The sequence below is a fragment of the Streptomyces sp. NPDC019937 genome (genome assembly GCF_040631655.1).
Classification (GTDB): Bacteria; Actinomycetota; Actinomycetes; order Streptomycetales; family Streptomycetaceae; genus Streptomyces.
This window is the reverse complement of sequence record NZ_JBEYAL010000048.1, coordinates 22,689-47,717: the sequence shown is the minus strand read 5'-3', so window position 1 is coordinate 47,717 and position 25,029 is coordinate 22,689. Positions and strand designations below refer to the sequence as shown.

Below are 25,029 nucleotides of genomic sequence, written 5' to 3'. Positions count from 1 at the left end.
TGCAGGATCACAGCGGCACCGCGCCCGTCGCCATGGCGACCGCGGTCATCACCAGCGTGGTGCCGAACGCCCAGCGGAAGATGAACCGCTGGTGCTCGCCGAGTTGCACGCCGCTCATGCCGAGCAGGATGAACGTCGCGGCGGTGAGCGGGGACAGCGGGAAGCCGGTGGTCATCTGGCCGAGGACGGCGGCGCGGGCGACCTCGGCCGGGTCGGTGCCGAAGGAGTCGGCGGTCCCGGCGAGCACGGGCAGGATGCCGAAGTAGTAGGCGTCGGGGGTGAAGACGAGGCTGAGCGGCATGCTGGTGACGGCGACCAGCGCGGGCAGATGCCCGCCGAGGCCGTCGGGGATGACCCCGACGATCGCGTGGGCCATCTTCCCGATCATGCCGGTGCCGGTGAGGATGCCGGTGAACACACCGGCGGCGAAGATCATGGTGGTGACGAGGACGACGCTGTTGCCGTGCTTCTCCAGCAGGGCCTGCTGGTCCTCCCAGCGCGGGTGGTTGACCAGGAGCGCGATGGCGAACGCGAGCACGAACAGCACCGGCAGCGGCATGGCCTCCAGCACCAGGCAGACCAGCAGGGCCAGGGTGAGGGTCAGGTTGAAGACGGTGAGCGCGGTGCCCGCCCGCGCCGCCACCCGGGGCGTGCCCGGGCCGTCGCCGGTGGCCGCCGCCGCGGTCGGCTCCGGGATCGGCTCCGGGCCGGAATCCCGGCCGAGCGCGCCGAGGCGCGTGCGTTCGCGGCGGCCGATGGCGTACGAGGCGAGCAGCACCCAGCAGATGCCCGCGGCGAAGGCGGGCAGCAGCGGGGTGATCACATCGGAGGTGTCGAGCTTGAGGGCGGCGCCGGCCCGCGCGGTCGGCCCGCCCCAGGGGATCATGTTCATCACGCCCGCGCCGAGTGCGACGACCCCGGCCAGCACGAGCCGGCTCATGCCGAGCCGCCGGTAGACGGGCAGCAGGGCGGAGATGGTGATGAGGAAGGTCGAGGCGCCGTCGCCGTCGAGCCCGACGCACATCGTCAGGACGGCGGTGCCGACCGCGACCCTGACCGGATCGTTCTTCGCGATGCGCAGGATGGCGCGGATCAGCGGTTCGAAGAGGCCCGCGTCGATCATCAGGCTGAAGTAGAGCACCGCGAAGGCGATCATGATGCCGGTGGGGGCGACCTGGGACAGCCCGTCGAGCGCCATCGGGCCGAGTTCGTCCCCGTAGCCGCCGGCCACCGCGGTGACCACCGGTGTCAGCACGAGGGCGACCAGCACCGAGACCCGTTTGAACATGGTGAGCAGCAGGAAGCCGCCGATCGTGCAGAATCCCAGGGCTGCCAGCATGGGCCGCTCGCTTCCTCGTCCGGTCGGGTGTTGCCGATGAGTGTCGGAGCGGCGAAAGATCCGCGTCCAGCATCGAACACAGATCTATCCATGCGTTCTGCGCAACAGTTCCCCCGGACGGCGGTCGCGCATACGCTCGCCGACCATGGACGTCACCCTGCGCCAGCTCACGGCGTACACCGCGGTCGCCCGCGCGGTGAGCTTCACCGCGGCCGCCGCCGAACTGCACGTGTCCCAATCCTCCCTGAGCCGTGCGGTCGCCGATCTGGAACGCACCCTCGGCATGCGGCTGCTGGAACGCGACACCCGCAACGTCGAACTCACCCCGGCCGGGGCGGAGGCGCTGCGGATCGCCGACCAGATCCTCGCCGCGCACCGGGCGGGCCTCGCCCAGCTGGGCCGCTATGTGGCGGGCGAGCGCGGCACGGTGTCGCTGGCCGCGCTCCCCTCGGTGGCGGCCGTCCTCCTGCCGCCGGTCATCTCCGCCTTCCGCGCCCGGCGCCCCGAGATGACCGTACGGCTCCTGGACGGCCTGGAACGCTCGGTGCTCCAGCGGGTCGTGGACGGCGACGCCGACTTCGCCGTGAGCACGGTCCCCCGCCACCGGGCGACCGGCGGCATCCGGCTGCGGCCCCTGGTGCGCGACCGCTTCCACGCGGTGCTCCCCGAACACCATCCGCTCGCCGAGCGGGAGGAGGTCACCTGGGACCAGCTGGGCCGCGAACCGTTCCTCGCGGTCGGTACGGACTCCAGCGTCCGCCGCATGACGGACGCCGCCTTCACCCGGGCGGGCAGGGACGCGGCCCCGGCTGCCGAGGCGTCGAGCGTGGCCACGGTGGGCGGTCTGGTGGCGGCGGGCCTCGGCGTCTCAGCCCTCCCCGCCCTGGTCCACCCCCTGATCCCGCCGGGCCCCGTGGTCCGCCGCCCGCTGGTCGCCCCGGTGCTGGACCGCCGCCTGTACGTGGTCCTCCCGGCGCACCGGGCGCTCCCGCCGGGAGCGGCGCGCTTCCTGGAGGAGCTGGAGGTGTGCCGGGCGGCGGGCCGGGGGCTCCCGGACGGGGTGGCGTGGGAGGAGGCGGACTGATCCATAACTGGCCGGGCACTCCTGGCCATTATTGCGACATCCGCATGAATTGATGCTCGTTCAATGCTGGACCCGCATATGCCCCAGCCCGCAGCCTGAACCGCATGGAGGACCACACCAGCACACGGCAGGGACAGCTCGCGGGACTCAAGGTGGTGGAGTTCGCCCACGTCGTGGCGGGCCCGCTCGCCGGGGGCATGCTCGCCGACCAGGGGGCCGACGTCGTACACGTCGAGCCGCCCGGCGACGGGGACGCCGCCCGGGCCATGGGGCCCCGCCGGGACGGCGTCCCGCTCTGGTTCAAGGTCGCGGGCCGCAACAAGCGCTCCGTGACGCTCGATCTGCACCACGAGACGGGCCGGGAGGTCGCCCGGGAGCTGGTCGCGTGGGCCGATGTGGTGATCGTGACGCTGCGCGCCGGGCGGCTGCGGACCTGGGGGCTGGACTGGGAGGCCGTCCACGCGCTCAACCCCCGGGCCATCCTGCTCCAGATCTCCGGCTTCGGCGCCACCTCCTCCCGCGCGGACGCCCCCGGCTTCGGCAAGATGGGCGAGGCCCGCAGCGGGGTCGTCCACCTCACCGGCTTCCCCGACGGCCCGCCCGTGCACACCGGCTTCTCGCACGGCGACGCCGTCACCGGCCTGATGGGGGCGTTCGCGGTGCTCGCCGCGCTGCACCGCCGCAACACCGACCCGGACTTCGACGGCGAGTGGATCGACCTGGCCCTCTTCGAACCCCTCTACCGCCTCGTGGAGTGGCAGATCATCGCGTACGACCAGCTCGGTACGGCCCCCGAGCGGGCGGGCAACCAGCTCGCGGTCGCGCCCGCCGCCGTCATCAACACCTACCGCAGCGCGGACGGCGACTGGCTCACCGTCACCTCCGCCACCACCCGCTCGGTGCGCAACGTGGTCCGTCTGCTCGGCCTGCCCGACGCCGAGTTCGCCACCGTCGAGCAGCAGCACGCGGGCCGCGACCGGCTGGACACGGCGCTGCGCGAGTGGGTCGCCGGGCGCCCCTCGGCCGAATGCCTGGCGGAGTTCGAACGCGCCGAGGTGGTCGCCTCCCGCGTCTTCACCGCCGCCGACATCGCGGCCGACCCCGTCTACGCCGAGCGCGAGGACATCATCACCGTCGACGACCCCGACCTCGGCCCGGTCCGGATGCAGGCGGTCATCCCCCACTTCCGCCAGGCCCCCGGCGCCGTGTGGCGCACCGGCCCGGCGCTCGGCGAGGACAACGCCATGGTCTACGGGCAGTGGCTCGGCATCGACGACAAGCGGCTGGCGAAACTGGAGGACGACGGTGTCATCTGAACCGTGTGCACCCGCCCGGGTCCCCCTGCGCTCCCTGCTGTTCGTCCCGGGCAGCAGAACCGACTGGCTGCCCAAGGCCCGGGCGGCAGGCGCCGACGCCGCGATCCTGGACCTGGAGGACGCGGTCCCCGATGACGGCAAAGCGGCGGCGCTCGACGCGGTGACCCGCGCCGTCGACGAGGCGGCGGCGCAAGCCGCCACCGGCCGTATGCGGCTGCTGGTCCGCGTCAACTCCCTCGACCGCGCGGCGGGCTGGCAGGCCGCCGACGAACTGCGCGCCGTGGCCCGCCCCGGCCTCTACGGCATCGTGCTGCCCAAGGTCTCCCACGCCGACGACGTGACGGCCGCCGACCGGATGCTGGCGTGGTGCGAGCACCAGCACGGCCTGCCCGAGGGCCACTTCGCGCTCGTTCCCCTGCTGGAGACGGCGCGCGGACTGCGCGAGGCCTACGCCATCGGCCGCGCCGCCGACCGCGTCGCCCACCTGGGCGCGCTCACCGGCCCCGGCGGGGACGTGGAGCGCGCCGTGGGCTACCGCTGGAGCCCGGAGGGCGAGGAGACACGCGCACTGCGCGCCCGGGTACTGCTCGACGCGCGCGCCGCGGACCGCCCCCACCCGGTGGCCGGGCTGTGGACCGACATCGCGGACCTCGACGGGCTGCGCCGCTTCGCCGAGCAGAACCGCGCCCTGGGGTACGAGGGGATGGCGGTGATCCACCCCTCCCATGTGCCGGTCGTCAACGCGGCGTTCTCCCCCGGCCCCGACGAGCTGGCCCGCTGCGCCCGGCTGATCGCGGCGGTGGAGGAGGCCCAGGCGCGCGGGGCCGGGGCCGTGCGGTTCGAGGGGCGGATGGTGGACGAGGCGATGGCGGCCACGGCCCGCCACACGCTCGCCCTGCACGGCTGACTCCCGTCCGCTCGGGGGCTTGCCCTGGAGCGCGCGCTCCAGTCCCGGGGGCTTGCCTTGGAGCGCGCTCCAGCTCCTACAGTCCACCGCCATGGAGACCATGGCGCACAACAGAACACTGGGCCGCGGCGGCATCGAGGTGAGCGCCCTCGGCTTCGGCTGCTGGGCCATCGGCGGTGAGTGGCAGTCCCCCGACGGGCAGCCACTGGGCTGGGGCAGGGTCGACGACGAGGAGTCCGTGCGGGCGATCCGGCGCGCCCTCGACCTCGGTGTCACCTTCTTCGACACCGCCGACGCGTACGGCACCGGCCACAGCGAACGCGTGCTCGGCCGCGCCCTCGGCAAGCACCGCGCCGACGTCGTCGTCGCCACGAAGTGGGGCAACGTCTTCGACGAGCGGACCCGGACCCGCCTCGGACAGGACGACTCCCCGGAGCACGCGCGCCGGGCCCTGACCGCCTCCCTGCGGCGCCTGGACACCGACCACATCGACCTGTACCAGCTGCACATCTCCGACGCCGGGCCGGAGCGCGCCGCCCGGCTGCGCGAGACGTGTGAGGAGTTCGTACGCGAGGGGCTGATCCGCGCGTACGCCTGGAGCACCGACGACCCGGCCCGGGCCGCCGTCTTCGCCGAGGGCCCGCACTGCGCGGCCGTCCAGCACCGGCTGAACGTCCTCCAGGACGCGCCCGGGCTCCTCGCCCTCTGCGCCGAGTCCGGCCTCGCCAGCATCAACCGCAGCCCGCTCGCCATGGGCCTGCTCACCGGCAAGCACGCCGCCGGGCGCGCCCTGGAGGGCGGGGACATCCGCAACGCGCCGCCCGCCTGGCTGCCGGGGTTCACCGCGAACGCCGGGGCCGACCCGGCCTGGCTCCGGCGGGTCGACGCCCTGCGGTCCGTCCTCACCAGCGACGGCCGCACCCTCGCGCAGGGCGCCCTCGCCTGGATCTGGGCCCGCGACCCGCGGACGATCCCCATCCCCGGCTTCCGCACGGTCGCCCAGGCCGAGGAGAACGCCGGCGCCATCGCGAAGGGACCGCTCACCGCCGGGCAGATGGCCGACGTCGAGCGGATCCTGGGGCGGTAGCGGCGGTCAGCGTTGGCCGGAGCCGCGCCCGGCCAACGCTGGGGCGCCCGGCGTCGTCAGTCCAGGGCGGTCAGGTCGAGCCGGGCCAGCCGCTCCGGATCGGCGAGGATGTCGATCGCGACGATCTTGCCGTCCGTGACCGTGAAGCCCAGTACCGAGGCCGGCCTGCCCGCGCGGGTCCCGACCACCCCGACGGCTCCGTTGACCAGCACGGGCCGTGGGCGGGAATCCCCGCCGCCGACGCGGGCGAAGGTGAGCGCCTGGTGGGCCACGCCCTCCGCGCCGAGCACCTCGCGGAACGCGACCGGGGTGGCGGCGCCCGGCGGCGGGCGCGGCTGGCGAGCTGACGGGCCGCGGCCGGGGTGCGGTCGACGATGGGCGCGATCTCGTCGAACGGCACGCCGAACAGGTCGTGCAGGACGAACGCCAGCCGCTCGGCGGGAGCCAGGGCGTCGAGCACGACCAGCAGGGCGAGGCCGACCGAGTCGGCGAGCAGCGCCTGGTCCTCCGGGTCGACCCCGCCCGTACCGCTGAGGACCGGGTCCGGCACATGCGCCCCGAGGGGTTCTTCGCGCCGTGCGGTGCGCGAGCGCAGCATGTCGAGGCACACCCGGCCGACGACCGTCGTCAGCCACCCGCCCAGGTTCGCCACCTCGCTGGTGTCGGAGCGGCTGAGCCGCAGCCAGGCCTCCTGGACGGCGTCGTCGGCCTCGCTGAGCGAGCCCAGCATGCGGTGGGCCACCGCCCTCAGATGGCCGCGGTGTGCCTCGAAGGTCTCCGCCAGGAACGCGTTTCCGCCCATCGGCCCTCTCTCGTCATCGGTTGTCATCAGAACACTGACGTACGGCCGCGCCGGATGTGACAGGGCGGGCAGACACCGCCGTGGGCCGGTACGCCCGTTCGGTCCCCCAGCCCTTGACGCGCCGCGGCGCCCTGGCTACATAACTTGGGAGCGCTCCCAACCCGTTTCACCGTTTCCAGGCATCGTTGTCATGCTCGGGGCAATCGCCCGGGGCCCCGACCGCTCCCCCACCAGGAGTCGCCCATGCGTACGACCGCCCCCGGCGGTGCCACCCCCCGCGTCATGGCCGTCGTGTTCGCCGCCCTCGCCGCCCTGCTGCTGTCCCTGCCCTCCCTCGCACCACCCGCCCGTGCCGTCGGCGGATTACCCGTCGCGGGCGGATTGCATGTCGCGGGCGGCAAGCTGGTCGAGGGCAACGGCAGCCCCTTCGTCATGCGCGGCGTCAACCACGCCCACACCTGGTACGCCTCCCGGACCGCCCAGGCCCTCTCGGACATCAAGGCGCTGGGCGCCAACACCGTGCGGGTGGTGCTGTCCACCGGGGACCGCTGGGCCAAGAACGACACCGCCGATGTGGCGAACGTCGTCGCGCAGTGCAAGCGCGCCCGGCTCATCTGTGTGCTCGAAGCCCATGACACCACCGGCTACGGCGAGCAGGGCGGCGCCATCACCCTCTCCCGCGCCGCCGACTACTGGATCAGCGTGCGCTCCGCCCTCGCGGGCCAGGAGAGCTACGTCGTCGTCAACCTCGGCAACGAGCCGTACGGCAACACGGGCGCCAGCGCGTGGACCGCCGACACCAAGGCCGCCATCCGGAAGCTGCGCACCGCCGGAATCCATCACGCCCTGATGGCCGACGCCCCCAACTGGGGCCAGGACTGGGGCTTCACCATGCGCGACAACGCGGCTTCGGTCCTGGCCGCCGACCCGGACCGCAACACCGTGTTCTCCGTCCACATGTACGGAGTCTTCGACACCGCCGCCGAGGTCAAGGACTACCTCACCCGCTTCGTGGGCGCCCAACTACCGCTCGTCGTGGGCGAATTCGGCCACAACCACTCCGACGGCAACCCCGATGAGGACGCCATCATGGGATACGCCCAGGCGCTCGGTGTCGGCTATCTGGGCTGGTCCTGGAGCGGCAACAGCGGCGGTGTCGAATACCTGGACATGGCCACCGGATTCAACGCCGCGGCGCTCACCGGCTGGGGACAGCGGATCTTCAAGGGTGCGAACGGCATCGGCTCGACGTCCAGAGAAGCCACGGTCTACCGCTCCTAGCCAACCCCAGATCAGAAGGGCCTCCACCATGCCCAAGTCCCCTCTCCCACGTACCGCCGCCGCCCTGCTGGCCGGAGCGCTGCTGTTCGCCGCCGCGCCCACCACCCAGGCGGCCGTGGCCGCGCCCTCGGCCGTCCACGTCAACCAGCTCGGCTATCTGCCGGACGGCCCCAAACGTGCCACCGTCGTCAGCGCGAGCAGCACCGCCCTGCCCTGGCAGCTGCACGACGCGTCCGGCGCGACGGCCGCCTCCGGCACCACCACCGCGGGCGGCGCCGACGCCGCCTCCGGCGACTCCACCCAGCTGGTGGACTTCTCCTCGTACCGGGGAACCGGCACCGGCTACACCCTCACCGTGGACGGGCGGACCAGCGATCCGTTCGACATCCGCGCGGGCCTGTACGACGGGCTGCGCGCGGACGCGATGTCCTTCTTCTACCAGCAGCGCAGCGGCACCCCCATCGAGGCCCGGCTCGCCGGCGCGGCGTACGCGCGCCCGGCCGGGCACCTGGGTGTCGCGCCCAACACGGGCGACACCAGCGTGCCCTGCCAGCCCGGGGTGTGCGACTACGCGCGAGATGTCCGCGGCGGCTGGTACGACGCCGGTGACCAGGGCAAATACGTGGTCAACGGGGGCATCGCGACCTGGCAGCTGGTGAACTCCTTCGAGCGCGCCAAGCGGGCCGGGCACGCCGCGGCGCTCGGCGACTCCACCCTGCGCGTGCCGGAGCGGGGCAACAAGGTGCCCGATGTCCTCGACGAGGCGCGCTGGGAGCTGGAGTTCCTGATGCGGATGCAGATCCCGGAGGGGAAGCCGCTCGCGGGCATGGCCTTCCACAAGGTGCATGACGCGGCCTGGACCGGCCTGCCGACCCGCCCCGAACAGGACTCCCAGCCGCGCCAGCTCCACCCGCCGTCCACCGCCGCCACCCTCAACCTGGCGGCCGCGGCGGCGCAGTGCGCACGCGTCTACGCCCCCTACGACGCGGCCTTCGCCGCCCGCTGCCTCGCCTCGGCGCGCCGCGCCTGGACCGCCGCCCAGGCCCACCCCGGCCTGCTCGCACCGGACTCCGACAGCACCGGCGGCGGCGCCTACGGGGACACCCGGGTCGGCGACGAGTTCTACTGGGCGGCCGCCGAGCTGTACGCCACCACCCAGGAGAGCCAGTACCGGGACGCGGTGACCTCCTCGCCCTTCCACACCGCCGACGACGTGTTCACCGCGGGCGGGTTCGGCTGGGCCGACACCGCCGCCCTCGGCCGCATCACCCTGGCCACGGTCCCGAACAAGCTGCCCGCCACCGACCTCGCCCGCGTCCGCGCCTCCGTGGTCACCGCCGCCGACGGCTACCTGGCCACCATGAGCCGCCAGGGATACGCCGTCCCCCTGCCCGCCGACGGCTACGTCTGGGGCTCCAACAGCCAGGTGGCCAACAACGCGAGCGTCATCGCCATCGCCTACGAACTCACCAAGCAACCCCGCTACCGCACCGGGGCGCTGGAGGCCCTGGACTACCTCCTCGGCCGCAACGCCCTCGGCCAGTCCTACGTCACCGGCTACGGCGACCACACCTCCCTCAACCAGCACCACCGCTTCTGGGCCCACCAGTACGACGCCTCCCTCCCGCACCCGCCCGCGGGCTCCTTCGCGGGCGGCCCGAACGCGGCACTGCAGGACCCGGTGGCCCAGGAGAAACTGGCGGGGTGCGCGCCCGCGAAGTGCTACATCGACGACATCGGCTCGTACTCCACCAACGAGGTGGCCATCAACTGGAACGCCCCGCTGGCGTGGCTGGCCGCGTTCGCCGCCGAGCGCTGAGCGCCGAAAGCTGAGCCCTCAACGCCATCGGTGAGCCACCGGCCGGTGCCTGACAACGCGCGAGCGTCGCAGCGGGCGCCGGCCGGTGGCCTCTTTCAAGTCAGCGCGGCAGCTGGGCCTCGATCGCCTCGACGACCTCCGCCGCCTCCGGCTCGGTCCGCGGCCGGAACCGGCCGGCCACCTCGCCCTGCGGCGAGACCAGGAACTTCTCGAAGTTCCACTGCACGTCCCCGGCCTCCCCCGCCGCGTCCGGCGTCCGGGTCAGCTCGGCGTAGAGCGGATGCCGCTGCTCGCCGTTGACGTCCGTCTTCTCCAGCAGCGGGAAGGAGACACCGTACGTGGTCGAGCAGAACGTCTCGATCTCCTCCGCCGTCCCCGGTTCCTGCCCCGCGAACTGGTTGCACGGGACCCCGAGCACGGTGAAGCCGCGCCCGGCGTACCGCTGCTGCAACCGCTCCAGCCCCTCGTACTGCGGCGTCAGCCCGCACTTGGACGCCACGTTGACCACCAGCACCGCGGCACCCTGATGCGCGCCGAGGGTGGTCGGCTCGCCGGACAGGGTGCGCAGGGGAATGTCGTACAGACTCATCGCGGATACCACCTTCGTCGTCAGCCAATGCGCCCAATCTATGCCCTGCGGGCGCCGCCACGTCTGCCGGGGACTACGCGCGCCCGCCTGCCCCGCCGGGGCGCTCCGGCGGCCGGGCGGACAGCGCCCGGATCACAACTTGACCACGGATCACACACAAACTTTTCACTTTTCAATTACCGCAGTTATGGTCAGCTCCTCGAGTTTCACTCAAGGGGGGACCATGTCCTGGAATAACCACCCAACACCGCCGCCTCCGGGTCCGGGTCCGACGCCTCGTCGGCCGAGATGGGCCCGTAAGCGCGTCGCGATACCGGCGGCGGCCGCGCTGCTGTTCGTCGGCATGGGCATGGGCGGGGCGGACGGGGAGGACGCCAAGGCGGCAGGCCGGGCCAAGCCCGCGCCCACGGTGACGGTGACGGTCACCGCGAAGCCCGCCCAGATCAAGCACAAGGCCGAGCCGACGCCGACCGTCACGGTCACGGTCACGAAGACCGTCACGGCCGAGCCCAGGCCCGGTGCCACGCCGAAGCCGAAGGCGACGAGGAGCGCCGAGGCACCCGCCGACACATCGGGATCGGGAGCCGGGACGGGCTCGGGGTCGGGATCCGGGACCGGGTCGGGGTCGGGGTCGGGATCCGGGTCCGGTGGTTCGTCTTCCGGGGCGGGGAGTGGGGCCACGGCCAGGTGCGAGGACGGGACGCTGTCGTACGCCGCACACCATCAGGGCGCCTGCTCGCATCACGGCGGGGTCGCCGTCTTCTACCGGTGACACGGCGACGGGGCGCGCCGCGGTGGCGCGCCCCGTCGTGTGCGGGCCGGTGTGCGGCTACTCCGGCGGGGTCGGGGTTTCGTGGTTGCGGTACATCGCCTGGATGTCGAGTTCCAGCTTGACCGTCGGTCCGACGACCGCGATGCCGCGGGCGAGCATGTTGCGCCAGTTCAGCGTGTAGTCCTCGCGGTGGAGTTCGGCGGTGGCGCGGGCCGCGCAGCGCAGTTCCTGGTCGTATCCGCCGTTGACCGCGCCGAGGTAGGTGGTGTCGAGGGTGACGGAGCGGCTGACACCGTGCATCGTCAGGGGGCCCTGGATGTTCCACTTGGCGCCGCTGCGCCAGGTGAAGCGGTTGCTGACGAAGTGGATGTCCGGGTAGTTCTCGACGTCGAGGAAGTCGGCCGAGCGCAGGTGGTTGTCCCGGGTGTTGTTGCCGGTGGAGATGCTGGAGGCGTCGATGAGGACCTCGATGCGGGAGTCCTCGATGCGCTCGGCGACATGGATGCCACCGCGGAAGCGGGTGAAGCGGCCGTGCACGTTGGCCATGCCGACGTGGCGGGCGATGAAGCGGATGGCGGTGTGCGGGGGGTCGAACAGCCAGGTGCCGGGCGGGGGGAGTTCGAGCTGCTGGGAGGGCTGCATCGGGATGCGCTGGGGGTCGGCGCATTCGCCCGGCCTGATCTCGGTGGTGAGACGATGGGGCTCCAGGCCGCTGCCGGTGATCAGCACCGAGTACTCGCCCGGCTCCAGGGTGGCGACGAACAGCCCGTGGGGGTCGGTGGTGGCCTTGATCGCCTGCTTGCCCGCGCCGCGGGTCGCGGTGATGGTGACCTCGACACCGCCCAGCGGCTGGCCGACGGGGTCCAGGACCTCGCAGCTGAAGGCACCGGCACCGACGGGCATGGGGAGGCGGAGACCCGATCCACGGTTCGGGCGCTTGGTTCGCATGCGCCGGAGCAGTGCGAGCGGTGTTGCAGTCATCTCTCTAAGGTTTCTCTCGGTAACGGGGTCTCCCCATGATGAGGGGCGCTGGGGGACGTCACCCATCAGGGGCGGTTGTATCGGCCAACGGCCTCGGCCTCGTACACACCGTTCATGAGGTGGCACGCGACAGTACGAGGTCGAAGTCGGCGCGACGAAAGGGGGTGCTGACACCGTAGCGGGTGGCGAGGGCGGGGTCGTCGACCAGGGTGAAGTCCTGCACCAGGCTCCGTTTGACGGCGAACACCGCGTCGGACTCCACATACGGGCTGCCCGCCACGAAGACATGGGTGGTCAAGGTGGCGTGCCCGGCGGCCTCGGCGATGACGTGGATGTGCGCGGGCCGGTACGGATGCCGGCCGGTGGCGCGCAGCAGGGCGCCGACCGGTCCGTCGGTGGGGATGGGGTACGGACTCGGTACGCAGGTGCGGAACCAGAAGCGGCCCTCGGCGTCGGCGGTGAACAGCCCGCGCCCGTTGCCCTCCGGCTGGACGCCGGGCTGCTGCACATCGTAGAAGCCCTGGTCGCTGGCCTGCCAGACGTCGAGGACGGCTCCGGGCAGCGGGGTGCCGTCGGTGCCGGTCACCCGGCCGGTGACGACGCAGGGTTCGCCGGTGCCCACGAGGTCGATGGTGTCACCGAGGTCCCGGCGCGGCGATCCGGTCAGGTGGAAGGGGCCGAGAATGGTGGGTTCGGTGGCCCCCTCCGCCCCGCGCCCGTTGATCGTCTCGACCAGCGTGGAGATCCCGAGGACATCGGAGAGCAGGATGAATTCCTGCCGGGTGTCGGTGCAGTGACGGCCGGTCTCGGTGAGGAAGCCGATCGCCGCCTCCCACTCCTCGGGGGTGGGCTCGGTCTCGCGCACGAAGTTGTGCAGATGTCGGGCCAGGGAGGTGAGGAGAGTGTGCAGCCGTGGGTCGGGGGTGGCGGCGAAGCTGTCGATGACGGCTTCGGTCGCGGTGTCCTCGGTGACGTCGGTGGCCATGCCTCTCCCCTTCGCTTCGTACGCCGCGTGTGCCGCGTACCGTCAGTGGTCCTCCTGGTGTGCGGGGCGCGCATGTCCGAGGATCTGCCTCAGCGCACCGGTCAGCAAGCCCGCCGCCTCCGGCGAGGCCGTGGCGTGGCGGAAGCCGATGTAGTTGTCGGGGCGGGCCAGCAGGGCGCCGCCGTCGCCGATTTCGCGCAGTGCGGCCCAGTCGCCGTACGGGTCCTCGTACTCCTGACCGGGCCCGATGACGACGGTGGCGATCTCGATGCCCAGTGCGCGGCCCGCGGCCTCGGCCGCCTGTCGCCAGCGGTCCCCGCCGATGCCGGTGAAGACGGTGAACCGGCCGTGGCCGCCGAGGTCCAGGGTGGAGAGCCGGTCACGGCCGCGGGTGACCCAGGCGTGCGGCAGCTTGGCGCCGGGCCGGGTGGAGGGCTGGTGGTACAGCTCCGGGTCGCGAACGAAGCCGGGGTCGGGGGTGCCGTCGGGGACGACGGCGGCCGAGGCGTACCGCTGGTTCATCTCCACGCCGTGCGCGTTGAACTCGTACACCTTGGCGGCGATGGCCTCCCGCAGCCGCTGCCGCTGCTTCTCCGCCTCGGCGGTGGCGTCCTTGCGGGCGGCGACGTTGCGCCACATCTGCTCGGGGTCGGCGGTGGACAGCACGTTCAGCGCCTCGAAGACCGGCGCGGTCTCGCCGATGCTCTTGTTGGCGCGTTCGACGATCTGCCGCCCGACCGGGGCCCGCTCGGCGGAGTAGCTGTCCAGGAGGGCGGGCGCGGCGGTGCCGTCGAGGACGTGGCGGAGCTTCCAGGCGAGGTTGTACGCGTCCTGGATGGAGGTGTTGGAGCCCAGGCCGTTGGAGGGCGGGTGGCGGTGGACGGCGTCGCCCGCGCACAGCACCCGCCGGTCGGCGTAGTCTTCCGCGTACAGGTGGTTGACGGTCCACGCCGAGGTCGAGGTGATACGGACCGGGATCTCGTCGTCGCCGAGCAGGCGGCGCACCACCGACAGCGCGAACTCCTCGGTGAGGTCCGGCGGACCGGCCTCCAGGTCGTACCCCCACACCACCATCCACTCGGTCCAGGGGCGCACGCAGCGCACCAGTCCGGCGCCGATGCCCCCGACGGTGGCGCCGGGGGCGAGCACCCAGTAGAGCGTGGAGGGGCGGTGGGCGGTGAGGGCGGTCAGGTCCGCCTCGAAGACGATGTTGAGGCTGCCCGCGACTCCCATCCGCCCGACGGTGGGCAGCCCGGCGTTCTCGGCGACGCGGCTGCGCCCGCCGTCCGCGCCGACCAGGTAGCGGGCCCGCACGCGGTAGGTGTCGCCGCGCAGCCGGTCCCGTACGGTCGCGGTCACGCCCTCGTCGTCCTGCTCGTGCGCGAGGTATTCGGTGTCGAAGCGCAGCGCGGTGCCCCGGGCGACGGCGGCGTCCACCAGGACGGGTTCCATGAGGTGCTGCGGCATGTCGCACAGGGGGCTGGGCCCGGCCAGTTCGTGTTCTGCCTGGACGCGCGGGTCGTTGCCCCAGGAGCGCAGCCGCCCCAGCTCCTCGCCCGCGAGGCTGGTGCAGAACACGGTGTTCCCCATGAGGTGCTGCGGGGTGGCCCGGTCCCGTACCCGCTCCTCGACACCGAGGTCGCGCAGCACCTCCATGGTGCGCTGGTTGGTGATGTGCGCGCGGGGCGTGTCCGCGAGGCGGCCGTACCGGGTGACCATCATGTTGGGCACGCCGTAGGTGCTCAGGGCGAGCGCCGTCGCGGCTCCGGCCGGGCCGCTGCCGACGACCAGTACGTCGGTCTCGACGGTGTCCACTGGGTGAGGCTCCTCTCCTGGTGGCCGGTCCTTCGCCGATCCCGGCCAGTTTGATGATCTTGATCCAGGAGGGGACGGCGGAGGTGTCTCAATACGAGACACCCGGCCCGTATACGGTGAGGTCCCTGTGACGAGCATCGACGACACCCCGGCCACCCCGGCTCTCGACCCGGTACGACGGGCCCGTGAGCGGTTCCTCGCCGGGCGGCCGCCGGGCGAGGACATCCCCGACGAGCTGGCCGAGGCGTGGCGGCGGGCCCGGTTCCTGGGCGTACGGCGGGATGTGACGCCGCCGCCCGCCCCCGTACCCGCGCACTCCCCGCTGCTGGCCGCCGCGCGTCCGGTGCTCGACCGCGTCCTGCCCGCCCTGGCCGGCGGCGACACGGCGCTGGTGCTCGCCGACTCGCGCTGCCGGGTGCTGTGGTCGGGCGGCGGTCCGGCACCGGCTGCGGGTCGCGATCTGTCCGAGCGGGCGGTGGGGCACAACAGCGCGGTGCTCGCGCTGCGCCTCGGGCGCCGGGCGGAGGTGCACGGCCCCGAGCACGTCCTGGACCTGTGGCAGGGGCTGTCGGCGGTCAGCGTTCCGGTGTACGAGCCGGGGGCGGACCGCCCGGCCGGGACCGTCACGGCGCTGGCCCCCTCGCGCGAGGACCGCGCGCCCCATCCGGGCGCGGCGCTCGCCGAGGCCACCGCGTTCGCGGTCGCGTCGGAGCTGCTGGGCCGGGCCCGGCCCCCGGAGCGGCTGCTGCTGGACGCGTATCTGCGCAAGGCGCCGGAGGGGCGCGCGGTGGTGGCGCTCGACGGCGGCAGCCGGATCGTCAGTCCCGGGGCGGCGCGGCTGCTGTCGGACGAGACGCTGGCCCGGCTGGAGCGCCGGGCCACGGAACTGCTGCGGGATGCGGGAGCGGCGGACGGGCGGCGGGCGCGGGAGTTCCCGGTGCCGGACGGGGCCGGGCTCGTCGTCCGTATGACACCGGTCGTGCGCGAGGGCGACGGCGAGGTCATCGGCGCGGTGGCGGTGGCCCGCCCGGCTCCGGCGGCCGGTCCTGCGCGGACGGAGCGTACGGCGGGGCAGGACGGCGGCGGCCGGGAGCGGCTGCCGGGGCTGGCCGGCACGTCGGGGCCGTGGCGGGTGGCCGTCGCGCGGGCGACCGGGCTGGCCGCGAGCGCGGAGCCGCTGCTGCTGACCGGGGAGGCGGGCGTCGGCAAGTCCTCGCTCGCCCGTGCCCTGTTCGCCTGGCGCGGCACCGCCGCGCCCCTGGTGGTGGACGCCGCCGAGGGCGCGCCCGGTGCCGTACCGCGCTGGTGTCACGCCCTGGCGGAGGGGGACGGCGCGCCCCCGCTGCTCGTGCTGCACGCCGAGCGGCTGGACCAGCCCGATGTGGCCGCGCTGCTCTCGCTGCTGGCGCGCCGGCCCGAGGTGCCGCTGACGGCGACGCACACCCCGGGCACCGGGGTCGGCCCGTGTCTGCGGCGGCTGCTGGACCTGCTCACGGCCCGTTCCGTCGCCCTGCCGCCGCTGCGCGAGCGCGTCGAGGACATCCCCGTACTGCTGCCGGGGCTCGCCGGGCGCCCCTCCCCCGGCCGCCCGCCGCTGTCGTGGAGCCTGGACGCGCGCCGGGCCCTGGAACAGCACGACTGGCCGGGCAACGTCGCCGAACTCTCCCAGGTGGTACGGGAGGTGGCCGAGCATCGCCGCGCCACCGGCCCGGTACGGCGCGGGGAGCTGCCGCCGGACCTGCGGGTGCCGCCCGCCGCGCGGCGGCTCAGCGGGATGGAACGGGCCGAGCGCACCGCGATCCTGGAGGCGCTGCGCCGCCACGGCGGCAACAAGGCACGCGCGGCCGAGTCCCTGGGCATCGGCCGGGCCACCCTGTACCGCAAACTGCGCGCCCTGGGCGTGGCTCAGCTCCAGCCGCCGCGCTGACGGCCAGTAGGGTTTTCCGCACGGTCGTGTTCATGTCGTTCGAGGGGGAACCGTGGGGGCTGGCGACACCGGGGGCGCGGGGCGGGCGGACGTCGTCGTCCTGACCGCGCTGGAGATCGAGTACCGGGCCGTACGGGCTCATCTGGACGATCCGCGTCCGGTCCGGGCGGAGCGCGGCTCCCTGTTCGAGACGGGCGTCCACCGCTCCGCGGCCCGGCCCGGCGGGCGGCGGGTGGCGATCCACATGACGGGCCCGGGGAACCCGGGCGCGGCGGCGCTGGTCGAGCGGGCGGCGGCGCTCTTCGCGCCGCGGGCCGTGCTGTTCGTCGGCGTGGCGGGCGGCGTCAAGGATGTCGCGCTCGGCGATGTGGTGGCCGCCGACGCGGTCTACGACTACGAGACCGGCAAGGACACCGAGTCCGGGTTCCTGCCCCGGCAGAAGTCCCATCAGCCCGCCTACGGGCTGGTGCAGCTGGCCCGGAGCGTCGCCGCGGCCGACGACTGGCAGCGGCGGATCCTGCCCGGCGGCGGCGCGCCGCGCCCGCGCGCCCATGTCAAGCCGATCGCGGCGGGCGGCCGGGTGGTGGGGCACGAGCGCTCCGACGTCGGCCTCCGGCTCGCGGCCGTCGCCGGGGACGCGATCGCCGTCGATATGGAGGGCTTCGGCTTCCTCGCCGGCGCCTACGTCAACCAGCACCTCGACGCGCTGGTCATCCGGGGCGTGTCCGATCTGCTGGGCGACAAGGGCGGGGCGCACGACGAGCACTGGCAGCCGGTCGCCTCCCGGCACGCGGCCGCCTTCGCCTTCGAACTGATCGGGCGGCTCCCCGGCGCGGAGACGGCACCCGGCGCGCCCGCCCGGCGCCGGGCCAAGCTCACCATCCGGGAACTCGGCGGTCTGGCGGACCTGTTGCTGGAGGTGCCCGGCCTGTCCTCCCCCACCGGCTGGCAGCAGCTGCTCGACGAGCTGCCCACCGTCGGCACCGCGGTCGCCCGGCAGTCGGCGAGCCGGGCGGAGGCCCTGGCCCTGCTGCGGAGCTGCGAGGCGCACCGGGCCCTGGGCGAGCTGGTGTCCGTGGTGGACGTCCTGGCCCCCGGCGCCCCGGCGGCGGCCGAACTCGGCCGCCGCGTCGAGGAATTGGGCCTGACCTGAGGGCTCCCGGGGGGCGGGAGGGGTGTCGCGGGGGGCGTGCGGGGCATACAAGTTGTCCGGAGTCCGCGCGGGCGGCGCTTGCCTGTGGCAGGGTCTTCCGGCGGGATCATCGGCGGCGGGGACCGGTGATGCGGGTACGGGGGAGGCACGGCATGGCGGCCACGCGGGAAGGCGGCCTCAGATCGGTCCATCATCTGGTGTCGGCTCTGAAGGAGTTCCGCTGTCTGACGGATCCGGATTCGCGCGCACTGTGTCTGGACCTGGTCGCGATGGAAATGGAGACCACGTCCGTCCCGGTGCGCGGCCATCGCGTCACCGACTACTTCCTGGTGGAGCTGGCCCGGGAGTGCCTGGAGAACGTGCGGATGATGCGCGCGCTGCGCGCCTCGCTCGCGGTGATGGCGCCGGGCACGGACGCCATGGACCGCCTCGATTCGGTCGTGGAGCAGATGACGGCCCGTCCGGTGCTGCCGGCCCCGGCGGCCGGGGGCTTGCGGTCGCTGCTGGAGGACCTGGAGATCGGGCACCTGGGCCAGCTGTGCCGGGCCGCGGCGGGTCCGCTGCAGGACGTCCCGGCGGTCACCGGCCCCTGGCACGCCTTCGAGGAGCTGAGCCGGATGAACGCGCGGCCGGACGGGCTGCCGCCGGGGCTCGCCCTGGTGGAGTATCTGGCGGCGTCGGCCCAGCCGCTGCGGAGGGCCGACGCGCTGCGGGCGTGGGCCGATGAGCAGGCGCGGGAGCTGGACCTGACCTCGCACTTGAGATCGCTGCGCCAGCAGGTGGGGCATGCCGCCCCGGCCGAGCCGGACGACGCGTACCTGGTGATCCGGCTGCTGCCGCAGGAGGAGCCGGGCCGTTACGAGCTGTCGTCCTGGCACAGCTACGACCCCAGCGGCTGGCATCCGGTCCGCGGCCCGGTCACCCAGGTCACCGCCGCCACCGCCGAACGGGCCGTGCAGGAGCTGGTGTACGCGGCGGAGGAGGAGTGGGAGGACGCCCGGTGCATCCATCTGGAGTTCCTGCTGGGCCCCGACGACCTGAATCTGCCGGTGCACCTGTGGCGCAAGGAGCTGGACAGCACGATGGCCACCCCGCTGTGCATGGACTACCCGGTGGTGGTGCGGAGCCTGGAGCGGAGTCAGACCAGACGCTGGCACCGCCCGTGGAACCAGCGCTGGCAGCTCTTCTCCGGGCGGCCCGAACTCGCCAGACAGCTCGTCGTCGAGGGCCAGGATCCGGACAGTCCGCGCTCGGGCGATCCGGCCGCCCTGCTGGCCCGGCTCCAGGCGGATCCGCATGTCGTCGCGCTGATCCTGGGCTCGCCGCCGGGCGGCGCCGGTGAGGGTTCGTACGAGGCGCTGGCGGCCTGGCGGGCGGGAATCCCGCTGGTGGCGTGGGATCGCCGGCCCACCCGGGATCCGGCGTTCGTCCAGTACTTGAGACAAAAATCGGACGACGCCGGCGGGGACCTGGCACGGCTCCGCGAAGCCGTGACAAAGTTACGTCTGGACGCCCATACGATCGACTCCGCGGAGCGGGAGCACCACCCGGGGCAGCATGTGGTGCTCGTCTGGGACGACCCGACCCGGCCCGTGGAGACGCAGGGACGCATGACGGGGCCGGACGAGGGGTTGGGCAGTCGATGAGCGACGCAGAGCCTGCACGGCGGCACAACGGGCGGATCCCGGGCGGCGAGGGCTCCGCCTCCGGGCCCCTGCCGGCCGGCATACCGCGCCCCTGGTGGATCTACCAGGGCACCGGGCGCCCGCTGCACGACGTCAGCCTGGAGGACATCCTTCCGCCCCCGCCGCCCTGGCGCACCTTCGGCGGCGTCTCGGCCGGCCCGGTGGACGCGGACGGCGCGTTATCCGACCCGGACGAGCCGCCGACCGAGCCCCCGGCGCCGCCGGAGGACGCGCAGGACACCGCGCGACGGCTCGGCGCGACTCCGCTCGGCCTGCGGTCGGAGGCGGAGGAGGCGGACGTGGTGAACGCCGCGCTCATCCTGCGGCGTCCGCTGCTGGTGACCGGCCGCCCGGGCACGGGCAAGTCGACGCTGGCGTACCGCATCAGCCGGGAACTGGGCCTGGGCCGGGTGCTGCGCTGGCCGATCACCACGCGTTCCACCCTGCGGTCGGGTCTCTACGGCTACGATGCCGTCGGCCGTGTGCACGCCGCGGCGGCCGGACAGGCGGCTGAGGAGGACGGACACGAACCCGGACCGGAGGACATCGGCGACTTCCTCCAACTCGGCCCGCTGGGCACCGCGATGCTGCCGCACCGCCTCCCCCGCGTCCTGCTCATCGACGAATTCGACAAGAGCGACATCGATCTGCCCAATGACCTCCTCGACATCTTCGAGGCCGGTGAGTACTCCATCCCCGAGCTGGTGCGCATCCGCAGGCGGCGCCCGGCCGTATCGGTCCTCACCGACGACCCCGACCGCAGCACCGTCATCGCCTCGGGCCGGGTGCGCTGCCGCGCCTTCCCCATCGTCGTCATCACCAGCAACGGGGAGCGGGAGTTCCCGCCCGCCTTCCTGCGCCGCTGTCTCCAGCTGCGGCTGCCCGACCCGGACGCCGACCGGCTCGCCGCCATCGTGGCCGCGCACCTGGGCAGAGCGGACGACCCGCGCGCGCGGGAACTCATCGACATGTTCCTGGAGCGCAGCCGCCACGAAGGCGGTCTCGCCGCCGACCAGTTGCTCAACGCGGTGTATCTGGTGACGGCCCGTTCCGAGACCCCGGGGCCCGAGTGGGAGGAGCTACTGCGCGCCGTCTGGCACCGGCTGGACGCCGCAGGCTCGACATGACACAGGACCCAGGCGGCGGGTCCGGTGAGCACGGCCCACGGGACCTCGACTGGCAGCAGATCGCCGATGCCTTCTGGCTGGCCGTCTGCAAGGCCGAAACGGACCGTGGGCCCCGCCGGCCGGCGCCCGGCCCGCTCCCCGCGCCCCCGCGAGGCGACAGCCCGGCGCCCGCCGACGACCGGCCCCCCGAGCCGCCGGAGGACGACGGCGGGCGGCGGCCCGAGCCCGCGCCCGAGCCGGCCGTCTCGGCGCCGCAGCCCGTGGAACTCGTCGACGTGCCCGACGCGCCGGAGGATCCGGACGGGACGGAACCGGCGCTGGTCACCGACGTCATGGTGCCCGCGCCCCGGCTGACCGCCGCCGGGCCGCTGGTCGCCGAGCGCGCCGTCTCCCGGGCGCTGCGCCCCCTCAAGCGCACCGCGCCCTCGCCGGTCGAGCTGGAGGTCGACGAGGAGGCCACGGCCGAGCGGGCCGCCCGCGACGGGCTGTGGCTGCCGGAGTGCGCGCCCGTCCAGGAGCGCTGGATGGACGCGGTCCTGGTGCTGGACTGCGGCAGCTCGATGGTGGTGTGGCGGCGCACGGCGGCGCGGCTGGTCACCGTGCTGGAGCGGACGGGTGCCTTCCGGGGCGTCCGGGTGCACCGGATGAACACCGACCACCCGTGGACGGTGGATCATCACGACTCCCCGGTGGACGGCATGTCCCCGCGCGGGAAGCGGGCGGTGCTGGTGCTCACCGACGGCATCGGCGCGGCCTGGGGCGACGAGAGCGCGCAGCGCGCCCTGGGGCGCTGGGCCCGGCGCGCGTCGGTCGCCGTGCTCCATGTGCTGCGTCAGGGCCGCTGGCACCACACGGGCATCGCGCCGGAGCGGGTCCGGGTGCGGGTTCCCGAGCCCGGCGCGCCCAACGGCACCTGGCGGCGGGGCGGCGGCGGTTCCTGGCCGGGCGGCGAGCCCCCGGTGCCGGTGCTGGAGCTGGACGCGCGCTGGCTGGGCAACTGGGCGCGGCTGGTGGGGCGTCCGTCGGAGCGGGGCCATGACACGCTGGCGCTGCTGCCCGGGGCGCCGGCCGAGCCCTGGGATCCGGAACCCGAACCCAGCGCCTGGGACCGGGTCTTCCGCTTCCGCTCCACCGCCTCGCCGAGCGCCTTCCGGCTGGCGGCGCGGCTGGCGGCGGCCCCGCTGAACATTCCCGTGATGGAGTTCGTGCAGGGGATCCACCAGCCGGAGGGCAGCCCCGGCGATCTGGCCGAGATCCTGCTGGGCGGGCTGTTACGCAAGGTCGGCACCGCCGACCCGCTGGACGAGACCGGCATCGGCTACGAGTTCCACGACGGGGTGCGGGAACTGCTGCTGTCCGCCGGGTTACGGGACGAGTCGCTGTACACCCTGCGCAGCGTGCTGGACCGGCTGGGCCGCCGCTGGAAGCCGCTGCATCTGCTGCGCGATCTGCTCAACCATCCCTCGGGGCCGGTGCGGGACCTGCCCGACACCGAGCGCCTGATGCCGTACATACGCCTTCAGGAACAGGTCTACCAGGCCCTTTCCGGGCCCTATCTCGAAGGCGCGCGCTCCTTTCGCGCCCTTGTCCTCGCGCGCCAAGCGCTCCCCCGCACGGGCGAAAGCCGCCCGGAGCCCTTTGAAGACGTACCCCACTGGGGAAATGTGGTACCCGAGGTTGCCGTGACCGACTCCATGACTCCCCGACCCCGTCCGTCGTCCCAAGCCGACGATTCACCATCCCCGCCGGCGCACGGCACGCCGGGTACGGCGGGGGAGCATTCGAGAGGAACCTTCGTGTCCGTGACCGCTGCCCGGTCCCTGCCCGCCGTGGAGGAGCGCCGCGCCGGGGATCCCCCGGCCATCTGGGGCAATGTGCCGCCCCGGAACAACAACTTCACCGGACGGCGAGCGCTGCTCGACACGCTGCACGAGCGGCTGCACAGCGAGGGAACGGCCGCCGTGCTGCCCGAGGCGCTGCACGGTCTCGGCGGGGTCGGAAAGTCCCAGATCGCCCTGGAGTACGTGCATCAGCACGCCGCGGACTACGACGCGGTGTGGTGGATTCCGGCGGAGCGCCCCGAGCAGATCCGCCAGGCGCTGGTGCAGCTCGCCGACCGGCTCGGACTGCAGGCGGGCATGGAGGCGAACACGGCCGTGCCCAGCGTGCTGGACGCGCTGCGCACCGGGCGCCCCTGCCGCAACTGGCTCCTGGTCTTCGACAACGCGGAGGAGCTGGAGACGGTCCGGCCGTTCTTCCCCGCGGGCGGGCCCGGCCGGATCCTGGTGACGTCGCGGAACGCCCAGTGGTCGCGGGCCGCCCGTACCGTCGAGGTGGATGTCTTCGAGCGCGAGGAGAGCATCCAACTGCTGCTGCGGCGGGGGCCGGAGCTGCCGCACGAGCAGGCCGACCGGATCGCCGAGACCCTGGGGGATCTGCCGCTGGCGATCGAGCAGGCGGCGGCGTGGCTCTCCGAGACGGGGATGCCGGTCGACGAGTACCTCCAGGTCTTCGAGGACGAGCGGGCGGATGTCAGCACCCGGCGCAACGAGCTGCTGGCGGCCGGGGTCCCGGTCGACTATCCCGAACCCGTCGCCGCCGCCTGGAACATGTCGCTGCGCCGGCTCGCCGAGCACCACCCGGGGGCCCTCCAACTGCTGCAGATGTGCTCCTTCTTCGCCCCCGAGCCGATCTCCCGGCGGCTCTTCTCGGGCATCCGGGGTGTCTCCCTCTCCCCCGAGCTGTCCGAAGTGCTCCAGGATCCGATCAAACTCGGCCATGCGATCCGGGAGATCAACCGCTACGCCCTGATCAAGATCAATCACCGCAGCAACACCATCGAACTGCACCGGCTGGTGCAGGCGGTGCTGATCGGCCAGATGTCCCCGCAGCAGCAGGCCGACATGCGGCACAGCGCGCATGTGCTGCTGGCCTACGGAGACCCCAATGACGTCTCGCCCGCCCACTGGGGCCGCTACGCGGACCTGCTCTCGCACGTCCGGGCGTCCCGCGCGATGGACTGCGACGACAAATGGGTGCGCCAGATGGTGCGGAACCTGGTCCGGTTCCTCCATGTCTGGGGCGACCACGAGGGCGCGCTCGAACTCGGCAGCCGGGTGCGGGAGAAGTGGCGGACCTCGCTCGGCGAGGACAACCCGGAGACGCTGGCCATCTCCCGCACGCTCGGCCATGTCCTCACCCTGCTCGGCCACTTCGGGCAGGCCCGGGAGCTGAACAGCCGGACGCTCGAACTGCAGCGCGCCAGCGAGGGCGACGACCACGAGAACACGCTGGTCACCCTCGGGGCCGTTGCCAGCGACGCCCGCTACCAGGGCGACTACACCCACTCGCTGGAGCTGGAGGAGGACCGCTGGCGGCGGACCCTGCGGCTGTTCGGCGACGAGGATCCGTACACCATCGCCGCCGCCAACGACTACGCCCTGGCGCTGCGCTCGGCCGGTGACTTCGCGCGCGCCCGCGAGGTGGACCAGAATGCCCGCGACCTCGCCGAGGTCGTCCTCGGCGAGGACTCGCTGCTGACGATCCTGCTGGAGGCCAATCTCTCGATCGACGTCCGGGAGAGCGGCGACTACATCGCCGCCCGCACCATGCTGGAGCAGACCTGCACCCGGGTCCGGCGGCTGCTTCCGCAGAACGCGCCGATCGGCGTCTACGCCCTGCGCAACCTCGCCGTGGCGCGCCGCAAGGCGGGCGATCACGAGGGCGCGCTGGAGGTCACCCGGGAGGTCCTGGAGCGGTACCGGCTGCGGTACAACGAGCCCAATCTCCACATCGCGGCGACCTCGCTGAACCTGTCCATGGACCTGCGCCAGACCGCCGACCTCGACGGCGCCCGCGAGCTGGGCGCCAAGTGCGTGGACGACATGCGGGCCGCGCTCGGGCCACGGCACCCGGTGACGCTGAGCGCGGCCATCGACCTGGCCGTCACCCTGCGGCTGCTGGGCGAGACCGAGGCGGCGCTCGCGCTCAACAAGGAGACGCTGCCGGTGCTGGCCGAGAGGCTGGGCGAGGACCATCCGATCACCCTGGCCTGCGCGGTCAACCTGGCCAGCGACCACTACACGCTGGCGGACTATCAGGAGGCCCGGGAGCTGGACACCAAGACGCTCGCGGCCTGCCGGGCCCGGCTGGGTGAGGACCACCCCACCACGCTGGCCTGCGCGGTCAACCTGTCCGGGGATCTGCGGGCGCTGGGCGAGGGGCGGTCGGCCGAGGAGCTGCACAACGACTCCCTGGCCCGGATGCGTACCGTCCTGACCCCCGGCCACCCGGCCACGGTCGCGGCGGCCCGGGGCATCCGCGCGGACTGCGATGTGGAGGCGATCCCCTTCTGATACCC

The 25,029-nt window shown here is 73.5% G+C and carries 17 protein-coding genes and 1 pseudogene; 12 read left to right on the top strand and 6 right to left on the bottom strand.

Annotated features, from left to right (window positions below; translation table 11 throughout):
- Positions 1 to 7 precede the first annotated feature (7 nt).
- Complete coding sequence (locus ABZ562_RS35175) at positions 8 to 1,339, bottom strand: citrate:proton symporter (RefSeq protein ID WP_361487776.1); 1,332 nt, start codon at positions 1,337 to 1,339, stop codon at positions 8 to 10.
- A 145-nt stretch (positions 1,340 to 1,484) separates the two neighbouring features.
- On the opposite strand from ABZ562_RS35175, the gene ABZ562_RS35170 reads away from it, so the two are divergent.
- The 4 genes from ABZ562_RS35170 to ABZ562_RS35155 all read left to right on the top strand — a co-directional run bounded on the left by ABZ562_RS35170 (position 1,485) and on the right by ABZ562_RS35155 (position 5,733).
- On the top strand, positions 1,485 to 2,423 hold the full coding sequence (locus ABZ562_RS35170; protein WP_361487773.1) for a LysR family transcriptional regulator: 939 nt from the start codon (positions 1,485 to 1,487) through the stop codon (positions 2,421 to 2,423).
- A 104-nt stretch (positions 2,424 to 2,527) separates the two neighbouring features.
- Positions 2,528 to 3,739: a CoA transferase gene (locus ABZ562_RS35165; RefSeq protein WP_361487771.1), complete on the top strand. Its 1,212-nt coding sequence runs from the start codon at positions 2,528 to 2,530 to the stop codon at positions 3,737 to 3,739.
- The gene (locus ABZ562_RS35160; protein ID WP_361487769.1) at positions 3,729 to 4,646 is read left to right on the top strand and encodes a CoA ester lyase; all 918 of its coding nucleotides are present in this window, start codon (positions 3,729 to 3,731) and stop codon (positions 4,644 to 4,646) included. The genes ABZ562_RS35165 and ABZ562_RS35160 overlap by 11 nt, the downstream gene beginning before the upstream one ends.
- 91 nt (positions 4,647 to 4,737) lie before the next feature.
- Positions 4,738 to 5,733 (top strand): aldo/keto reductase, encoded by a 996-nt coding sequence (locus ABZ562_RS35155; RefSeq protein WP_361487767.1) that lies wholly within the window; start codon positions 4,738 to 4,740, stop codon positions 5,731 to 5,733.
- 56 nt (positions 5,734 to 5,789) lie between these two features.
- Here ABZ562_RS35155 and ABZ562_RS35150 read toward each other — a convergent pair.
- Positions 5,790 to 6,535 (bottom strand): annotated as a pseudogene (locus ABZ562_RS35150) (sigma-70 family RNA polymerase sigma factor).
- Between the two features lie 243 nt (positions 6,536 to 6,778).
- Here ABZ562_RS35150 and ABZ562_RS35145 point away from each other — a divergent pair.
- On the top strand, positions 6,779 to 7,816 hold the full coding sequence (locus tag ABZ562_RS35145; protein WP_361487764.1) for a glycoside hydrolase family 5 protein: 1,038 nt from the start codon (positions 6,779 to 6,781) through the stop codon (positions 7,814 to 7,816).
- A 28-nt stretch (positions 7,817 to 7,844) separates the two neighbouring features.
- Positions 7,845 to 9,635, top strand: coding sequence for a glycoside hydrolase family 9 protein (locus ABZ562_RS35140; protein ID WP_361487761.1), 1,791 nt, complete (start codon positions 7,845 to 7,847; stop codon positions 9,633 to 9,635).
- Positions 9,636 to 9,735: 100 nt separating this feature from the next.
- Here ABZ562_RS35140 and ABZ562_RS35135 read toward each other — a convergent pair whose 3' ends face one another.
- Entirely contained in the window at positions 9,736 to 10,224 is a 489-nt protein-coding gene (locus tag ABZ562_RS35135; protein ID WP_055551726.1) for a glutathione peroxidase, read from the bottom strand.
- A gap of 223 nt (positions 10,225 to 10,447) precedes the next feature.
- On the opposite strand from ABZ562_RS35135, the gene ABZ562_RS35130 reads away from it, so the two are divergent.
- Positions 10,448 to 10,996 (top strand): DUF3761 domain-containing protein, encoded by a 549-nt coding sequence (locus tag ABZ562_RS35130; RefSeq protein ID WP_361487758.1) that lies wholly within the window; start codon positions 10,448 to 10,450, stop codon positions 10,994 to 10,996.
- Between the two features lie 57 nt (positions 10,997 to 11,053).
- On the opposite strand, the gene ABZ562_RS35125 is transcribed toward ABZ562_RS35130, so the two are convergent.
- The 3 genes from ABZ562_RS35125 to ABZ562_RS35115 all read right to left on the bottom strand — a co-directional run bounded on the left by ABZ562_RS35125 (position 11,054) and on the right by ABZ562_RS35115 (position 14,777).
- Positions 11,054 to 11,977 carry a YceI family protein gene (locus ABZ562_RS35125; RefSeq protein WP_361487755.1) on the bottom strand — a complete coding sequence of 308 codons (924 nt, stop codon included), beginning with the start codon at positions 11,975 to 11,977 and terminating at the stop codon, positions 11,054 to 11,056.
- A 112-nt stretch (positions 11,978 to 12,089) separates the two neighbouring features.
- Positions 12,090 to 12,962: a dioxygenase gene (locus ABZ562_RS35120; RefSeq protein ID WP_361487754.1), complete on the bottom strand. Its 873-nt coding sequence runs from the start codon at positions 12,960 to 12,962 to the stop codon at positions 12,090 to 12,092.
- A 42-nt stretch (positions 12,963 to 13,004) separates the two neighbouring features.
- Positions 13,005 to 14,777, bottom strand: a complete 1,773-nt coding sequence (locus ABZ562_RS35115; RefSeq protein ID WP_361487752.1) for an FAD-dependent monooxygenase — start codon at positions 14,775 to 14,777, stop codon at positions 13,005 to 13,007.
- Positions 14,778 to 14,904: 127 nt separating this feature from the next.
- On the opposite strand from ABZ562_RS35115, the gene ABZ562_RS35110 reads away from it, so the two are divergent.
- From ABZ562_RS35110 to fxsT, 5 genes are all read left to right on the top strand, one after another.
- On the top strand, positions 14,905 to 16,704 hold the full coding sequence (locus ABZ562_RS35110) for a helix-turn-helix domain-containing protein (protein ID WP_361487750.1): 1,800 nt from the start codon (positions 14,905 to 14,907) through the stop codon (positions 16,702 to 16,704).
- Between the two features lie 52 nt (positions 16,705 to 16,756).
- Positions 16,757 to 17,857 (top strand): hypothetical protein, encoded by a 1,101-nt coding sequence (locus tag ABZ562_RS35105; RefSeq protein ID WP_361487747.1) that lies wholly within the window; start codon positions 16,757 to 16,759, stop codon positions 17,855 to 17,857.
- A gap of 152 nt (positions 17,858 to 18,009) precedes the next feature.
- Positions 18,010 to 19,503: a hypothetical protein gene (locus ABZ562_RS35100; protein WP_361487745.1), complete on the top strand. Its 1,494-nt coding sequence runs from the start codon at positions 18,010 to 18,012 to the stop codon at positions 19,501 to 19,503.
- Positions 19,500 to 20,669, top strand: coding sequence for a MoxR family ATPase (locus tag ABZ562_RS35095; RefSeq protein ID WP_361487743.1), 1,170 nt, complete (start codon positions 19,500 to 19,502; stop codon positions 20,667 to 20,669). The genes ABZ562_RS35100 and ABZ562_RS35095 overlap by 4 nt, the downstream gene beginning before the upstream one ends.
- The gene (gene fxsT, locus ABZ562_RS35090) at positions 20,666 to 25,024 is read left to right on the top strand and encodes an FxSxx-COOH system tetratricopeptide repeat protein (RefSeq protein WP_361487740.1); all 4,359 of its coding nucleotides are present in this window, start codon (positions 20,666 to 20,668) and stop codon (positions 25,022 to 25,024) included. Before ABZ562_RS35095 ends, fxsT begins: the two co-directional genes overlap by 4 nt.
- The last annotated feature ends 5 nt before the right edge of the window (positions 25,025 to 25,029 follow it).

Coding starts and splice junctions, on each gene's coding strand:
- ABZ562_RS35170 (WP_361487773.1), top strand. CDS start 1,485: ATGGACGTCACCCTGCGCCAGCTCACGGCGTACACCGCGGTCGCCCGC.
- fxsT (WP_361487740.1), top strand. CDS start 20,666: ATGACACAGGACCCAGGCGGCGGGTCCGGTGAGCACGGCCCACGGGAC.
- ABZ562_RS35125 (WP_361487755.1), bottom strand. CDS start 11,977: ATGACTGCAACACCGCTCGCACTGCTCCGGCGCATGCGAACCAAGCGC.
- ABZ562_RS35135 (WP_055551726.1), bottom strand. CDS start 10,224: ATGAGTCTGTACGACATTCCCCTGCGCACCCTGTCCGGCGAGCCGACC.
- ABZ562_RS35165 (WP_361487771.1), top strand. CDS start 2,528: ATGGAGGACCACACCAGCACACGGCAGGGACAGCTCGCGGGACTCAAG.
- ABZ562_RS35100 (WP_361487745.1), top strand. CDS start 18,010: ATGGCGGCCACGCGGGAAGGCGGCCTCAGATCGGTCCATCATCTGGTG.
- ABZ562_RS35140 (WP_361487761.1), top strand. CDS start 7,845: ATGCCCAAGTCCCCTCTCCCACGTACCGCCGCCGCCCTGCTGGCCGGA.
- ABZ562_RS35095 (WP_361487743.1), top strand. CDS start 19,500: ATGAGCGACGCAGAGCCTGCACGGCGGCACAACGGGCGGATCCCGGGC.
- ABZ562_RS35145 (WP_361487764.1), top strand. CDS start 6,779: ATGCGTACGACCGCCCCCGGCGGTGCCACCCCCCGCGTCATGGCCGTC.
- ABZ562_RS35120 (WP_361487754.1), bottom strand. CDS start 12,962: ATGGCCACCGACGTCACCGAGGACACCGCGACCGAAGCCGTCATCGAC.
- ABZ562_RS35175 (WP_361487776.1), bottom strand. CDS start 1,339: ATGCTGGCAGCCCTGGGATTCTGCACGATCGGCGGCTTCCTGCTGCTC.
- ABZ562_RS35155 (WP_361487767.1), top strand. CDS start 4,738: ATGGAGACCATGGCGCACAACAGAACACTGGGCCGCGGCGGCATCGAG.
- ABZ562_RS35130 (WP_361487758.1), top strand. CDS start 10,448: ATGTCCTGGAATAACCACCCAACACCGCCGCCTCCGGGTCCGGGTCCG.